This window comes from Vibrio coralliilyticus ATCC BAA-450 (assembly GCF_000176135.1).
GTDB classification, from domain to species: domain Bacteria; phylum Pseudomonadota; class Gammaproteobacteria; order Enterobacterales; family Vibrionaceae; genus Vibrio; species Vibrio coralliilyticus.
The window spans coordinates 56,958-72,875 of the sequence record NZ_ACZN01000009.1 but is presented as its reverse complement, the minus strand read 5'-3'; the positions used below and the strand labels follow the sequence as shown (position 1 = coordinate 72,875).

Sequence of the window (15,918 nt, the reverse complement as noted above, 5' to 3'; positions counted from 1 at the left end):
CCATACCTAAAACCAGTTTAGCCATGAGAAATGAGTGCTTAGATCTCAATCTAAGCATTGTCCTACAAGAAGTGCTCACTGACACTTGAGCTTCTCGATGGAAAAAAGTGTAATATATGCATCAATTTGTTGTCAAACGTGAAACTTTTTTCAACAAAAAATAATCTCATACTGTGTAACAGTTCATAAAAAACGACTCGGAGAAGCATATTGAAAGATGTCACCACTATTGGCGGGCGGTTAAAAGAAATTCTTTTTGTTAAAGGCGTTTCTGCAGCTGAGCTATCTAGGAAAGTGGGTATTGAAAGAGGCTATATGAGCAAGCTTCTTAATAACAAAATTAAAAACCCACATAAGAACATGACCCAAATAGCGAAGACACTTAATGTATCCTACGAATGGCTGATGACCGGTGTTGAGCGCACTGGTACCTACGAACGTGATTATGATGTCGAAGGAATTGTTAACTCAAAGCTTCAAAAGATTGGTTTTTTTGAAACTGGTATGCCAATATCCAAGTTCCACAAACTCATTTACAATGATGAATCTATAAATATAGTCAGCACTAAGAAGCTTGGTGCTGGAAATTATTTATTTCAGAACGGTGAAGATATTATAGAGCTGTTTAGAGTTGACAATTTTATCAACTTAGCTTGGTATCCTCATGAACCTGAAAAAGACTATATTCCAATTGGCAAGGTTATAACAAAAATAAGTAAGGAACATATCAATGACAAGAAGCTTAAACTTGTTGAAGGTTGAAAATGGCTTAATATATTACACAAACGAAGACAATGACTATGTTTTAAGCTCACCAGCTAGAGGGCTTATCAACAAAGGACTGGTTGTATTTTTCAAAAAAGAGCATCGAGATTTGATCCACGCGATGGATCCTATTACCAAATTTGATATTAAATGGTATGGGTTCCTTACCGCGCTTTATCTCGCCTCTCTCTTAGTTGCGATTCCTATGTCGCCGCATAGTGTTGAAATATTCGGCACCTGGCAGCCTGCTGGTATTTTAATATTCCCATTAACCTTCCTAGTCCTCGATACGATCAACGCAACACTTAGATACGAGTATGCTAAATCGACAACCTATTTTGGCGCAGGAATGTGTGCACTCGCCTCTGGATTAATCGCGGTTACCTTTTTTACCTTTGATATTAAATCTCCTTATAAAGAGGTATTCGAGCCACTTATATATTTATACCTGATTAATAGCCTGTGTATTCTTGCTGCTGACCAAGCTAACAACTTTATTTTCAGAAAACTCAGTATGAAGTTGCATAAAGCGCCAATTTGGGCACGTTCTATTATTTCAAGTACTATTGGCCAAGCATTATATACTGTTATTTGGATCGGATTATTCTTTAATTCATCAACATCATTAACACTATTACAAAAGATTGCTGATAATTATTTATTTAAAGTCGGCTATGCTGTGGCACTAATTCCTGTACTTTATGCTTTAGTGTTTACTTACAACATTCTAAAAGCAAAGAAACAAAATGACTCTTCTGAGTTAGATGAAAACTCCAACTATGCTTAATTAGCCTTCTTCAAAACCAAAAAGCTCGGACTGTTGTCCGAGCTTTTTATTGTTCATGACTTACCTATGCTATCTGATCTAGTCATCACGACCAAAGCAAGCCAATATCCTAGAAATACTCACCTCGATACATTGCTGACTGCGTACCGTCTTATCGATAAAATTTTCTAGATCAGCAGCAAACGCTGGCGGTATCGGTAGAGAGTAGCTTTTCTCCGAGGTATACACTTTATATGCCCCTGACATGAAGAACTGTCTGAATTCCTCCCCACTAAAAGAATATTCAAACTCTTTTGGCATCATTGAAATCACACTAAAACCTCTCGACTCAAACATTTCACGGTATTCCCTCTCATGCTCTAAGTGCATACAGACCATGCGAAAGTCTCGCCCAAGTTGAGGGTAAAAGTCTCGAAAAAACTCACTCATTAGGTTTGAGACCTGTGGACACCAGTCTTGTTTATAAGGAGTCTGAAGCACAAACATACCATCTGGTTTCAGGGCCGTTCTAATTGCCGACAATGCGGCATCATAGTCTTGATACCACTGAAAAGAGGAATTCGATGTGATGACATCAAACCCTTCCTCAGAGGCATAATCAACAATGTCTGCATGCACGAAGTCAATCGGGCTGTCAGGGTAAAGGTGTAGTGCCTGTTCGAGCATTTCCGACGACACATCTATCGCCACCATGGTTTGAGGTGATGAGTGATCGTGTATCAAGTGAGCGACTTTACCTGAGCCACATCCGACATCAAGCAAACGCCCAACCTTAGTGGGTAAAAGTCGAATCAACTCTTTAGCGGCATCAAACTGTACGATTCCATTGCGATGGTATTCTTTGTTGTAATTCATAACGCACTCATCTCTGTTTCAGGCGCAAGATGATAATTCAAAAGCCACTGAGTAACTGTAAGATACACGTCAAATACCACGCTTCTTATCTGGCATTTACACAATAAAATAGGTGAGAACGTAAAGCCTTAATAAAAGCGCTTCCAACACTCAGCGTCTGATGAATCTCAACTACCAAAGATCGGGATGATTGAACACTTCGACACAAACAGGCTTACCTAAAACAGTGTCAAAAGCATTACCATTGAGTGAATTTGCAAGCCAGCCTTGCGGTTGAGTAAATGGGTACGGCGATGCAATGATGGATGTCTCCACCTGTTGAAAGCCCACTTTAGAATAAAAGTTTGGATCACCATAAGTCATTACCAATTCGACGCCTTTCTCTTTAAGCTCTTTCAAGGCGTAACCTATTAATGCCTGACCAATGCCCTTGCCCTGATACTGGGTAGCAATAGCGACCGGAGACAATAAATACGCACTCGCCTTAGAGTCAAAGTTCATTGTTGACAGCAAGATACACCCAACAATGCGGCTTTCTTCTGTAGCGACATAGACCTCAACCTTGGAGGCTTCGGTATTTTTCATCAAGTCAAACGCTAGATTCGATACAAGCAGCCCCTCACTTTCCCCCTCCGAATCGCTGAAAGTGTTTAAAAATAGTTGCTTGATCTCTTCAGCCTGACTCGGGTGATACAACGAATAATGCATAGATCTTTTTCCTTCTTCTCTTTCAAGATGAACGCATCATAAAGTGTGAAGCTTTAGACAGGTCAAGAATTACTCACGAACTTTTTTCCCGCGTGGGATTAATTATTCTCAACCCGACACGCACTGAAAATATCAAGTTTGCTCTGATACTCTTGTGTCGCTACGTCCATCATCCCAAGCAGCGAATGAAAGACATTGTCGTGAGAGTAGATACCCGTTTGTTGAGCCTCTTGCTGAAGGCAACGCGTATTAATGTGTTTCACTTGCTTGAAACCTGGCGACATCCACAACAAGAAAGGCACTCGTTTTTGAAAGTTTGGGGCAAGGCTATAAGGTAAGCCATGTAAGTAGATGCCTTCTTCACCCAGCGACTCTCCGTGGTCGGAAACATAGATGAGCGCCGTGTTGAATTGTTCCTGCAGTGCTTCCAGTTTGCCTATCGTCTGACTCACGACGTAATCGGTATAAAGGATGCTGTTGTCGTAGGAGTTGATGATTTGCTCTGGTGTGCAGTTTTCGATGTCGGAGCGTTCACAATCAGGAAAATACATTGCTCTGTCTTTCGGATAACGTTGAAAGTAAGTCGGGCCATGACTGCCAATCAAATGCATCACCATCATTCGGTTACCTTTAAGGGAATCGACATGTTGTTCAAAATTCTCAAGCAACGCCATGTCATAGCACGTAGTTCCATTGCATTGCGGATCGGTCGGTGCATGCGCTATCTCTTCCTTAGCAACATTTTTGGCTACCTGCTTATCACCACCATCATTATCACGCCAAAGCACATCGACTCCCGCCCGCTTTAGAATGTCTAAGACGTTATCTTGATTATCAGCGAGTTGGCGATCAAAGTGATATCGATCCATATTAGAAAACATACAGGGGACCGATACTGCAGTCGCGGTGCCACATGAACTCACATCTTGGAACGAAATCACGCCCATATCCCGAGTGTAAGGATTGGTTTCCCGGTTATAGCCGTTCAATTGGTAGTTTTGTGCTCGCGCTGTTTCACCGACCATAAATACCACTAACGTTGGTTTAGACTTGGCAGCTTCTAAAGCCTCGGCAGATTGTTGTGCGTCCAACCCCAACTGGTGGTATTTCACTGGAACGACAAAGTAATGCCTTTTAATATAACGAGAGAGGCTGGAAAAAAACTCGGTCGGAATCAACACTCGATTCAACGTATGATGATTGCGACCAACGGAAACATAATTCTGATAGTACAACCCAACAACACCCGTCACCACAACAATAGAGATCACCATCGAAAGCAACTTGCTTTGGATCAAACCCAATGGGTGAGGCGATTTAAATCTAATTTTAGCGACGGCCAGTGCTGGAAGCCCGCCCATCACAGCGACCCACCCAACAGAGTAAACGCTGATATAAGAAAGTGCTTCACTTTGATTGGTCTCAAACAGGTTAGCCATCATCGACAGGTCGAATAACACCCCATAATTGTATCCGGCATAGCTGACAATACTTGAGCAAATCAGCAGTACAATGAAGAAAGGCTTAGTCAGATACGGCCAACTAAAAAGACTAAACAGAAAGTTCAGAGATGCCCACAGAAACAGAGGAATAGACAGCAAGAAGCCAATATTTACAGTATCTGAGTGGCTGTATATCGTGTGCAACTCTTTGTAAAACGGTAAATTAACGACAACGGTAAAGTACAGTGCAAGTAAGGCGGTAAAAATGGCATAGCTGATGCCTTTCGACCTATCAGTATTCAATCCGTTCATAGCATTACATCATTTGTGTTAACCGGACAGGGAGCAACGCGTCGCTGCGCTACTCGCACAGAACTTGCATTGCTTAGCGTCATACTCTTGTGATGCCTTTAAAAGCAATCACTCAAGGTCATACACGGTATAACCTTTGTTGGCTAAGCACTTACGTAAGACCAAAGACTGAGTTTTCGTCGAGTCATTAGCGCCACCCAAAGCCCCAGCACTCGCGCCGACAGCGCCACCAGCCGCAGCACCAACAACCGCGCCTCCGACACCATCCTGAATAACGCCAGCCACGGCTCCAATGACAGCGCCTGATACTGCACCGTTTGTTGCTTCGGTTTTCGCCGCTTCTCCTTTGTCGACTTGCTCAGCGTACCCTTGGCAATACGTAAAATCGGCATCGTATTGCTGCTGATCGACACCAGCCATATCCACTACGGGTTTTTGGTTGTAAGCACATGCTGTCAAGCCGGCAGACAGCGCTATCACAGAAAATGTTCTCAACATTTCAAATACTCCCTCATAAATCTGAGATCAAATGTACAGTGTTTTATTATCGAATTCTGTCGTACTTGAGTAATGGAATGTCAGCCTATGTCATGCGCATATCAATGAAACGAGAAGGGACTACTCGAGCTAGTTCGTGAGAGAAAAATCGGGGCTTCAACAATTGCTGACATTCAACTAAAATAGTTATTAATAAAATTATTCATAAGAATTTAATGAAGAAAAGTAACTTGACCACCAACACTGGTCATCGCTTTATATCTAAAGCCAAAACCGCTTTTAAAATCCACATCCATACACCTGATGACACGGTGCTGCACCGTTCTGTGGGTTATGTTCGTATCGGTGAGAAGAAAGGGCTGCAGAAGGCAATTAAACTTCGTAACGAGCTTGGAAGTGAAATGTGGGGGAAATTTTGGCGTAAGTTGCTCAAAGACCCTTACTTAATGACCCGTTTGCCTCACTCTGTAGAACCTAAGATCATCTTTAAACCACGCCCAACCAAAACCAATCCTGACGCGAAAGATGAATGCTATATTGCTGCTTGGCGAACTTACGACAAAAGCGGCAAGCTAATCTATCAAAGCGTCGTATGTTCAATCAAAAAGCACGGTAGATTGGCTGCATACACCAAAACTAAGAAAGCGTTACTGGAAGCCAATAAAGACAACCTAGAAATTCTCGAATTCATGGGAAGACTAAACAGTATTGACCTCAAATAAAAACACCCCGAATTTTCATTCGAGGCGTTGTCATTAATAAGAACATCAATTAGTTATTGAGCTTGATACTCAAACGCTGGCACCATGATTTCTACACGACGATTCTGTTCACGCCCTTGCTGTGTTTCATTAGAAGCGATTGGGTTATTTTCCCCTTCACCACGAGCACTGATTCGAGAAGCATCAATTCCCTGCTCTTCTAGCGCATCAGCCACTGATTGAGCACGTCGCTCGGACAGTTTCTGGTTGTATGACGCAGCACCACTAGAGTCAGTGTAACCAACAACTTCAACCGTAGATTGCGGGAATTCCGTCATAAACGCGACCAACTCAGCTAGCATCGCTTTGCTTTCTGGTTTCAACTCTGCGCTATTTAAAGCGAAGCTGCTAGAGTCAACAACTTTGGTCTCAAACGTTTTCACGATAGGTTCAACAACCACTTCTTCTTCAACTACTTCCTCAACCATTAACTCTTCTTGTACAGGTTGTGCCGCAGGCTCATCACTGCCACCAAACTTAGCAATAAAACCTAGTGTTAAAGCGTTGCCTTTAAAGCGATGTGTATCAATGTTGATGTCAGTTAAACGCTGATACTCAAGTTGGAAATCGATGGTAGGCATAAAGGCATAGGTGACACCTAAAGCACCAAGAAGAGAGCTATCATCTTTGTTTCCGTATTCCACATAGGCACCACCAACTTTAGCAAACGCATCAAACTTTTGTGAAAGCGGCATGGTGAATCGCGGTGCAAGAGAGTAAGAACTCAAACCTGCATCTGTGTAACCATAACCAGTGGTTTCCCCCAGTGTATCAAGGCCCAGCTCAAGACTAATCATGTCATTGAACTCGTAACCTGCAAATGAACCTAGCGCCCAGGAGTTATCATCACAAGGGCCAGTCGAGCATGAATCATTGAGCCAAGATGCACCCGCTTTAGCACCAAGATAAAACTGAGCATTTGCAGATGTGGAAGCAAGAAGAAGTGTGGTGGAAATTACCGCTGCTAATTTTTTCATTGTTTTTTCCTTATATACCGACAACGCACGCGCGTTATAACTGACAACCAACACGATAACAATCATCTAGTTACAGTATGGCCACATTAACAGTACACCCTGACCCATAGAATGTACAAATCGGTTTATGGATTAATTTCACCTTTTGCATACTAGCAAGTAACTTTCTCATAAATATGACAAAGCCCTGTCAAAACAGGGCTTTGGTTCAAGAATGATTGATTCAGTCCAAACTATGGCTGAACTTCATATTCAAACTCATTCACGGTAACTTCTGCACGGCGGTTCTCAATGCGTCCGTCACGTGTTTCGTTGGTCGCGATTGGATTACTCTCGCCTGCGCCTTCAACATGAATACGTGATTGGTTCACACCGTATTCTGCAATCACATCGGCTACTGACTGAGCGCGCTGCTCAGATAACTTCTGGTTGTATACTGCCGGACCGCTGGTATCTGTGTAACCAACAACGTCAACCGTTGCCTGTGGGTATTCACCCATGAAAGAAGCCACTTCTTTAAGAGCCATTTCACTTTCAGGTGTTAGCTCCGCACTATCAAATTTGAAGCTCACTGAGTAAACCACTTCTGACTCAAACGTTTGGAATACTGGCTTAACAACAACCGTCTCTTCGACAGTTTCCTCTACCAGCATTTCTTCTTGTGCCGGTGCTTCAGCTTGCTCATCACTTCCGCCGAACTTAGTTGTAAAGCCCAGAGTAACGGCGTTACCAGAAATACCATGCGTATCAATATCGATGTCCGTCAGACGTTGGTACTCAACTTGAATATCAATGTTTGGCAACACGGTGTAGCTCAAACCAACGCCACCAACAAAAGAGCTGTCACTCTTGTTTCCATACTCAACGTAAGCACCACCAGCTTTGGCAAATGCATCAATATTTTCAGTCAGAGGCAAACTAAAACGTGGCGCCAATGAATACGAGACTAAACCCGCATCTTGATAGCCTGAACCTGTCGTTTCACCTAGCGTATCTAGGCCAGCTTCGAGCGCCAGGTAATCGTTAAATTCGTAACCAACAAATGAGCCAAGTGCCCAAGAGTTATCATCACACTCGCCCGTTGTACATAAATCATCTACCCAACTCGCCCCTGCTTTTGCACCTAGATAAAACTGCGCATTCGCTGACGCTGATGCAAGAAGGAGTGTGCCAGAAACTACCGCTGCTAATTTTTTCATTTTTCATACCTTATTAATACGCGCTAGATTTGCGACGCTATAGACAATCCGTACAAAAACAAATACATAGAGAGTTACCGTACAGATGTGCGGACACTACACCTTAACGAGATAAATAACAAATAACTTTGTGAGTTTTTATTTAATTTCATCTAATTAGATAACTTTGCGTCGTCCCGGCGCATTGTGAATAAGAAACTGGAACCATAATCACAGGCCGATTAAGGTGTTATCTAAGGTTTAAATTGTCTCATTAAAGTTGAGACACAAAAAAACCGCAGCCTGAAGCTGCGGTTTATATGCTGTATATTTGATTTTTTATGCGTTAGCTTCACGCTCTTCAATAAACGCAATCGCCATCTTGATACGAGCAATAACGCGCTCTTTACCTACAAGCTCCATGACAGCATCAACAGAAGGAGACTGGCCGCCACCTGTGACTGCAACACGCAGTGGCATGCCAATTTTACCCATGCCGATTTCTAGCTCTTCACAAACGGCTGCAATCACACCATCTTTGATGTTTGCTGTTGTCCACTCTTCTAGCGCTTCAACTTTTGCTAAAGCCAATTCTAGCGGGCCTTTAGCAACACCACGCAGGTGCTTCTTAGCGGCGCCAGCTTCAAACTCAGAGAAATCTTCGTAGAAGTAGCGGATTTGCTCTGCAAGCTCTACTAGAGTGTTACAACGCTCGCCCACAAGCTTGATCACTTCGGTGATTGCAGGGCCGTTTTCAATGTTTAGATTCTGGTTGTCTAGGTGCCATTGTAGGTGCTCAGCCACGTACTCAGGAGCCGAAGTTTTGATGTAGTGGTTATTCAACCAAAGTAGCTTTTCAGTGTTAAACGCTGACGCTGACTTCGAAATGGCATCTAGAGAGAATAGGTTGATCATCTCTTCTTGAGAGAAGATTTCTTGATCACCGTGAGACCAGCCAAGGCGCACTAGGTAGTTGTTTAGAGCATTTGGAAGATAACCTTCATCGCGGTATTGCATCACAGATACAGCACCGTGACGCTTAGACAGTTTCGCGCCGTCATCACCTAAGATCATTGCACAGTGAGCAAATGTTGGTACGGGTGCACCTAGCGCTTCGTAAATGTTGATTTGACGAGGCGTATTGTTGATGTGGTCTTCACCGCGAACAACGTGAGTGATACCCATATCCCAATCATCTACAACAACAACGAAGTTGTAAGTTGGAGCGCCATCAGTACGGCGGATGATTAGATCATCTAGCTGTTCGTTAGCGATCTCAATACGGCCACGGATTTGGTCTTCAAAGACTACGCTGCCTTCTTTCGGGTTACGGAAACGGATAACAAACGCATCACCTTCTTTCGCTTCTGCATTTGCAGCAACAATTTTCGGGTGGTTCGCATCGTAACGAGGCATCTCTTTTGCTGCTTCTTGCTCGGCACGGATTTCGTCTAGCAGCTCTTTAGACGCGTAACATTTGTAGGCTTTGTCTTCTGCTAGTAGCTTATCAACCATTTCGTTGTAACGGTCAAAACGCTTTGACTGGAAATAAGGCCCTTCATTCCACTCAAGACCCATCCACTGCATCCCTTCAAGAATTGCATCAACTGCTTCCTGAGAGTTACGCTCTAAATCCGTATCTTCGATACGTAGAACGAATTCACCGCCTTGGTTTTTAGCAAAAAGCCAAGAGTAAAGTGCAGTACGTGCACCACCAACGTGAAGGTAGCCTGTTGGGCTAGGAGCAAAACGAGTTTTAACCGTCATGTAAAATACCTTGATTGTCTAAATGACTGCACCATTCAATAGAGGCCATGAATGGTGCCAAAATTGCGCGTATTTTAGCACTGATGTACAAATCTACAATCCGTCTTGCGCAGAATTCATCATTCATTGAGGTGTTTTACTGCCCACGAGATAAACTCTTGGCGCTGTTGCGGTGTCATCTTAAGAAACTCGCTTTGTAAATCTGCACTCGCCGTCGTTTTTACCTCTGAAGTCGAGGCTGAGTCGATGGTAGACGCAGCGACCGCTTGCGTAGTGTGATTATCGCTACCATGAGCTTGAGACGAGAGCGATGCTATAGCGCCAGTTTGATTGTATTCTTCTATCGCAGCTTCATAGTTTTTGAACGAAGAGAAACCTTTCACCTGAATCAAATCCACTTGGTAATCAACAGGGCTACCATTTTTATCAACCAATGAGAAATCCAAAGTTTGGCGGAACTTCTTCGCCTGATCTATTTGACGAAATACCGGGTAGCTTAAAGTGAGTGGTTCTTGAGAAGATTCAAAGCGCATCACAACAGAAGGAAATACCAGCTTATTTCTTCGGCCGTCTTCAACCACAATCTGGTCTAACCCAAACAGCAACTGATTCTCGCCCTCTTTGAGATTGATAACTTGTCGACTTTGGAAATCGCTCGCTGACATTTCTTTGCCATTAAGTGCTAACGGTTCAATCTCATCAATAATCTTGAGTTCATTTGCGCTGACAGGCAAAGCGACAGCACCCAGTAAGATTGCAGGTAACCAATTTTTCATACTTTTCTCACACTAAATTTTTAAAACCGCGAAAGGCGGCATATCGCCGCCTTATCATAAAATGAAGCTAATTTAGAACCAGTATTCAATACCGACAGACGCTTCATCAAAGCTGTCTGATTTCCAGCGACCTTGGTAGCCTTCCCCTGTTTTACCCGTGTTTTCAAGATCATTGATAGCGTAACGCGCGTAAACCACCGCATTGGTATCAACCGCATACATTAGTTGCATAGAGGTTACGTTATCTTTCGTCCCCTCAATGTCTTGACCATCGACTTCTAGGCCAAGGTTTTCCGCTCGAGCAATCTTAGCTTGCCACTTATCACCTTCACCAAAGTTGTAAGTCAATCCAACAGAGTAAGAGTTTTCAGTCTCGTCACTGCCCAACGTATCTTGCGCTTCAGCAATACGGTAGTAAGCGAAATAACCAATGCCATTGTTGAAACCACCTTGAGCGCCCATTAGGTAGGTTTGGTTGTCCCAGTACTTCTCATTGTCACCTTGCATGGTGTCGTAGTTCATTTCATAAGCGAGATCTAACTGAACCCAACCCCAGTCACCATCAAATTTCTGGTGTGCGGCCATACCATGCCAATAGTTGCTCCCAGCTTCAGTACTCGTTGTGGATCCAGCACGGTCTGCACCAGCACCTACGGCGATATCCATGGTGAAGCCACTCCACAGCTCCTTGGTATCCCAACGAATGGTGTCAGACTGGCGATCGTTAAAGTTGTTACCACCAATGTTTCCGCCCCAGTCCCAGACGTTACCCATTCCAGGGTTAGTCGCAGGCCAGTCAATCAATTCATACATAGGAGTTAATACACGGCCCAGCCTAATCTGACCGATAGAGTCATGTTCAAAACCGACAAAAGTATCACGTCGACCGAGGTAGCCATTGCCCCCATCTTCGCCAGCAAAAGACTCATCGACGTAACCCGACTCGATTTGCCACAAAAAGGTCCAATCTTCTAAGCTGTCAAACTTGGCAGTACCACGCCAACCTAAACGGGATTCGTTGTTGAACTGAACACCATCATTTGCTGGTGAGTTGTCGTAGTCGCGGTTGGCCACCTGCATCGCAATCAAACCGTAAATGCCTTGTTCATACTTTGCTTCTAAATTTGTATCCGCTACTGCTGCACCTGAAAATGCCAGAATCGCACTGGAAACTGCCGCACCAACAAGTGTCTTTTTATAGTTAGACATACATTAACCCCTAGTCATTATGTTTTTCGTCGTTCCCCTCAGGCACTTTTAAGTTCATGTTTTGAAGGGAACTATTTATGGACAGGGATATGTTGGCAAACTTTTTTTTTGCCAAAAAATTGCGAGGAACAATATCTGATTAGCGTCAAAGTCTAAAAAAGAAAAAAACAATAAATCTATTAAAATCAGAATATTGAAATCAAAGGCAAAGAAATAAAAACGTCAAAACTGAACTATTAATCTTTTTAACAACCTTGCCCTCACTATATTTGCCTATCGGATCACGCCCAATTTTGAGTGATTTACCTCAATTGATATATTCCCTATAAAAAATTTGAAATGTCTCGCAAGATAAGACAAAGAAAACACTGTTCTATCGGGGGTTTTGACGTTTTGGTATTTGTTCATTGACAGTGCTTGACCTTCCCCTTGAGGTAAGGTTTATTCTCAGCAACAGTTCATCGTTGAGGGTTATGTTATGCGTCAGTTCGATATTCCACTATCAGGTTTAAGCTGTATGGGTTGCGCTCGGAAAGTTGAGCGAGAACTTACCTCTCAGCATCGGGTTAACATCCATGATTTAACGCCACAACATATCACTCTGGATAGCGACAGCCCCTTTGTAGATTTAGAACAATCAATTCAATCTCTGGGGTATAAGGCAGGTCATCAGTATCAGTTCCACCTATCAGGACTAAGCTGCGGTAAATGTGTGGCCAAGCTTGAGTCTGCTTTAGAAGAAAGTGACGATATTGGACAATTTGATGTATCGAAAACCACGCTTTCTCTTTCGACGTTACTAACACAGCAACAAGTGAAAGATCTTGTCGCCTCTCTCGGCTACCAGGCCAGCGAGTCTGAATCAGAAATAGAAGAGCCGGAGACTCAACCACAAGCCACTCAGCCAAGCTCGCACCTTCACTCTTCCAATAACAAAGAAACCCTTCATTTTTTGATATCAGGAATGACATGCGCCAGTTGTGTGGCGTCTGTAGAGCGAGCACTGACTCAGGTAGAAGGCGTAGACAAAGCTCAGGTTAACCTTGCGGAGCAAAGTGCCTTAGTTTTCAGTACCTCTAAAGACAACAAAACCATAAACACTATAGCCAATGCAGTAGAAGAAGCTGGCTATCAGGCTGAAATTGTTGACGATCCAGCAACACAACAAGAGAAGCAGCAGGCCCAACAAATGGCCGTGCAAGCTCATCATAAGAAAAGTGCGTGGGCTGGTATTGTGATCGGCGTACCACTCATGCTTTGGGGTGTGTTGGGTGGCAATATGATGATCCGTACCAGTCAGGATCAGTTAATTTGGGGCGTCGTTGGGATTATTTGCTTCTGGCTTCTTGCTACCGCGGGAAAAAGCTTCTTCTCCAACGCTTGGCAAGCTCTTACTCACAAGCGTGCAACCATGGATACCCTCGTTGCGTTGGGTACGGGGGCCGCTTGGCTGTTCTCAATGTTAGTAGTGGCTTTCCCAGATTGGTTTCCACCAGCATCACGTCATGTTTACTTTGAAGCCAGCGCGATGATTGTCGGTCTGATTTCTTTAGGCCACTACATTGAGGCAAAAGCGAAGGCCAAAACCACTCGTTCTTTGCAGGCTTTGATCAACCTTCAGCCCAATGAAGCTGTGTTGATTACCCAATCTGGCGACCAAGTGATTGCAATTGACCAGATAACAGAAGGCATGCAACTGCGAATCAAACCCGGTGAAAAAGCTCCTATCGACGGGCACGTCGTTTCAGGTGAGTCTTACCTCGATGAGTCTATGCTTACTGGCGAACCTGTCCCCGTCTACAAACAATCTGGCGATACGATTTCTGCAGGCACGTTAAATCAGGATGGCAGCTTAGTCATTGAAGCAACGGGAGTCGGTAGCAATACCATGCTGTCGCGCATTATTACCATGGTACGGGAAGCGCAAAGCAGCAAACCAGCCATCGCCAAACTGGCAGATCAAATTTCGGCTATCTTTGTCCCTGTCGTTGTCGCAATTGCTCTGTTCTCTGCCCTAGTGTGGTTTATGGTTGGCCCTGACCCGAAAGCGAGCTACATGTTGGTCGTTACCACCACCGTACTGATCATTGCTTGTCCTTGTGCGCTAGGCTTAGCGACCCCGCTGTCGGTGACTGTTGGTATTGGTAAAGCCGCTGAAATGGGGATCTTAATCAAAGATGCGGATGTGCTTCAATCTGCAAGCAATATCGATACGGTTGTATTTGATAAGACAGGTACATTAACTCAGGGAAAACCTGACGTTCAGCATATCTTTGCTCTTAATCAGGACGATAAACAACTGCTAACCGCAGCGGCTAGCTTAGAGCAATATTCAGAGCATCCACTAGCAAAAGCCATCGTAAAACACGCTCAAGAGCATCAGCTAAGTTTGGGTGAAGTTCGCGATTTCAATAACATGCGCGGCATGGGAGTGACTGGCGTATTAGAAAATGAAAGTATTGCGGTGGTTTCTTTGCCTTATGCTCAGAAACAAGAACTCAAGCTTGAAGGAATTGAACAAGAACTGCAGCGCTGTGCAGACAATGCCTGGACTCCAGTGATCGTCGTTCAGCAAAATCAGGTATCAGGTTTAATCGCCATTGCCGACCCAATTAAACAAGACGCGAAACAAGCTGTGGATGCCCTGTTCGCAATGCAAATTACTCCTGTCATGTTAACCGGTGACAACCAGCATGTGGCTAAAGCGATAGCCCAACAACTGGGTATCGAACAGGTGATATCTCAAGTACTGCCTGATGAAAAAGCAGGTCATGTGGCTCAAATTCAGGCAAGTGGAAAGCGAGTTGCTATGATTGGTGATGGTGTCAACGATGCACCGGCTCTCGCGCTCGCAGACATCGGTATCGCAATGGGTAGCGGTAGCGACGTCGCAATCGAAAGTGCACAAATGACCTTGCTTAACTCATCACCGCTGGCCGTTGTTAAAGCCATCGAACTTTCCAAAGCAACGATTAAAAACATGAAGCAGAATTTATTCGGTGCGTTCATTTATAACTCTTTAGGTATTCCGGTCGCAGCTGGCGTACTGTATCCAGCATTCGGATTTTTGCTCAGTCCAGTAGTCGCTGGTGCAGCAATGGCGCTCTCATCAATCACAGTCGTGAGCAATGCCAACCGATTAAGACTCTTTAAATCTTCGATTCGTTCATAGAGGTGTGTATGAAAACTCAAGTTATTTCCTTTGCGTCCCTTCTTTTACTGTCCGGTCACGTACTGGCGGCAGACGTGCTCAACCACAAGTCACCATATTGTGGATGCTGCACAGAATGGACCAAACACATGCAGGAAGCCGGATTCACGGTTGAAGAAAAATTGCACGATGATATGAACCCAATCAAACAAAAGCTGGGGATAAAGCCACAATTGGCCTCTTGCCATACAGCTGAAATTAACGGTTTTGTATTTGAGGGGCACGTTCCGGCACAGGACATTAAAGCTTTTTTAGAGAACCCACCTAAAAATGCTAAAGGTTTAGCCGTTCCTGGCATGCCGATGGGTTCGCCTGGTATGGAATATGGTAATGAAAAAGACGCCTATTCTGTTTATGCGTTTAACGAACAAGGTCAGGTATTTGAATACCGCTCTTACCCTGGAAATTAGTAATAACCATTTCTGTTGATGCTTTTATATTTTTAAACGCCTGACTTTGTCAGGCGTTTCTACTTTACACAGGCCAAAAAAAAACCAGCATTAGCAATTAGTTAGATGAAAAATGTAATTCTATTCAACTATTTGTAAATTTATTTTTCGCCTCTTTCAACATCCTCAGTTAACTTCCCTCCGGCGAAAAAGCGAGCATACGTGACGCATTTCTAATATTGCTGCTAATTGATGGCAACCACTGTTTCTCATCAAATCAGTC

Annotated in this window: 14 protein-coding genes; 5 read left to right on the top strand and 9 right to left on the bottom strand. The window is 43.8% G+C overall.

Annotation, left to right across the window (positions count from 1 at the left end):
* Positions 1-210: 210 nt before the first annotated feature.
* Together VIC_RS01670 and VIC_RS01665 are read left to right on the top strand one after the other, a co-directional pair.
* Positions 211-762 carry a helix-turn-helix domain-containing protein gene (locus VIC_RS01670; protein WP_006957408.1) on the top strand — a complete coding sequence of 184 codons (552 nt, stop codon included), beginning with the start codon at positions 211-213 and terminating at the stop codon, positions 760-762.
* Complete coding sequence (locus VIC_RS01665; RefSeq protein ID WP_006957407.1) at positions 731-1,552, top strand: VUT family protein; 822 nt, start codon at positions 731-733, stop codon at positions 1,550-1,552. Before VIC_RS01670 ends, VIC_RS01665 begins: the two co-directional genes overlap by 32 nt.
* 78 nt (positions 1,553-1,630) lie before the next feature.
* Here VIC_RS01665 and VIC_RS01660 read toward each other — a convergent pair whose 3' ends face one another.
* The 4 genes from VIC_RS01660 to VIC_RS01645 all read right to left on the bottom strand — a co-directional run bounded on the left by VIC_RS01660 (position 1,631) and on the right by VIC_RS01645 (position 5,367).
* A complete protein-coding gene (locus tag VIC_RS01660) occupies positions 1,631-2,407 on the bottom strand; it encodes a class I SAM-dependent methyltransferase (RefSeq protein WP_006957406.1) in 777 nt (258 codons plus the stop codon).
* 171 nt (positions 2,408-2,578) lie between these two features.
* Positions 2,579-3,115, bottom strand: coding sequence for a GNAT family N-acetyltransferase (locus VIC_RS01655; protein WP_006957405.1), 537 nt, complete (start codon positions 3,113-3,115; stop codon positions 2,579-2,581).
* 98 nt (positions 3,116-3,213) lie between these two features.
* Complete coding sequence (locus VIC_RS01650; RefSeq protein ID WP_006957404.1) at positions 3,214-4,869, bottom strand: phosphoethanolamine transferase; 1,656 nt, start codon at positions 4,867-4,869, stop codon at positions 3,214-3,216.
* 108 nt (positions 4,870-4,977) lie between these two features.
* Positions 4,978-5,367 (bottom strand): glycine zipper family protein, encoded by a 390-nt coding sequence (locus tag VIC_RS01645; protein ID WP_006957403.1) that lies wholly within the window; start codon positions 5,365-5,367, stop codon positions 4,978-4,980.
* Between the two features lie 215 nt (positions 5,368-5,582).
* Here VIC_RS01645 and VIC_RS01640 point away from each other — a divergent pair, with 215 nt between their 5' ends.
* Positions 5,583-6,089: a hypothetical protein gene (locus VIC_RS01640; protein ID WP_006957402.1), complete on the top strand. Its 507-nt coding sequence runs from the start codon at positions 5,583-5,585 to the stop codon at positions 6,087-6,089.
* 53 nt (positions 6,090-6,142) lie between these two features.
* On the opposite strand, the gene VIC_RS01635 is transcribed toward VIC_RS01640, so the two are convergent.
* The 5 genes from VIC_RS01635 to VIC_RS01615 form a co-directional block, all read right to left on the bottom strand.
* Positions 6,143-7,105 (bottom strand): OmpA family protein, encoded by a 963-nt coding sequence (locus VIC_RS01635; protein WP_038510084.1) that lies wholly within the window; start codon positions 7,103-7,105, stop codon positions 6,143-6,145.
* A gap of 233 nt (positions 7,106-7,338) precedes the next feature.
* Positions 7,339-8,304, bottom strand: coding sequence for an OmpA family protein (locus VIC_RS01630; RefSeq protein WP_006957400.1), 966 nt, complete (start codon positions 8,302-8,304; stop codon positions 7,339-7,341).
* Positions 8,305-8,622: 318 nt separating this feature from the next.
* Positions 8,623-10,050, bottom strand: a complete 1,428-nt coding sequence (gltX, locus tag VIC_RS01625; protein WP_006957399.1) for a glutamate--tRNA ligase — start codon at positions 10,048-10,050, stop codon at positions 8,623-8,625.
* Between the two features lie 119 nt (positions 10,051-10,169).
* Positions 10,170-10,826, bottom strand: a complete 657-nt coding sequence (locus tag VIC_RS01620) for a YccT family protein (protein WP_006957398.1) — start codon at positions 10,824-10,826, stop codon at positions 10,170-10,172.
* Positions 10,827-10,898: 72 nt separating this feature from the next.
* The gene (locus VIC_RS01615) at positions 10,899-12,035 is read right to left on the bottom strand and encodes a porin (RefSeq protein WP_006957397.1); all 1,137 of its coding nucleotides are present in this window, start codon (positions 12,033-12,035) and stop codon (positions 10,899-10,901) included.
* Between the two features lie 478 nt (positions 12,036-12,513).
* On the opposite strand from VIC_RS01615, the gene VIC_RS01610 reads away from it, so the two are divergent.
* A complete protein-coding gene (locus VIC_RS01610; RefSeq protein WP_006957396.1) occupies positions 12,514-15,207 on the top strand; it encodes a heavy metal translocating P-type ATPase in 2,694 nt (897 codons plus the stop codon).
* 8 nt (positions 15,208-15,215) lie between these two features.
* Positions 15,216-15,656 carry a DUF411 domain-containing protein gene (locus VIC_RS01605; protein ID WP_006957395.1) on the top strand — a complete coding sequence of 147 codons (441 nt, stop codon included), beginning with the start codon at positions 15,216-15,218 and terminating at the stop codon, positions 15,654-15,656.
* Positions 15,657-15,918 lie beyond the last annotated feature (262 nt).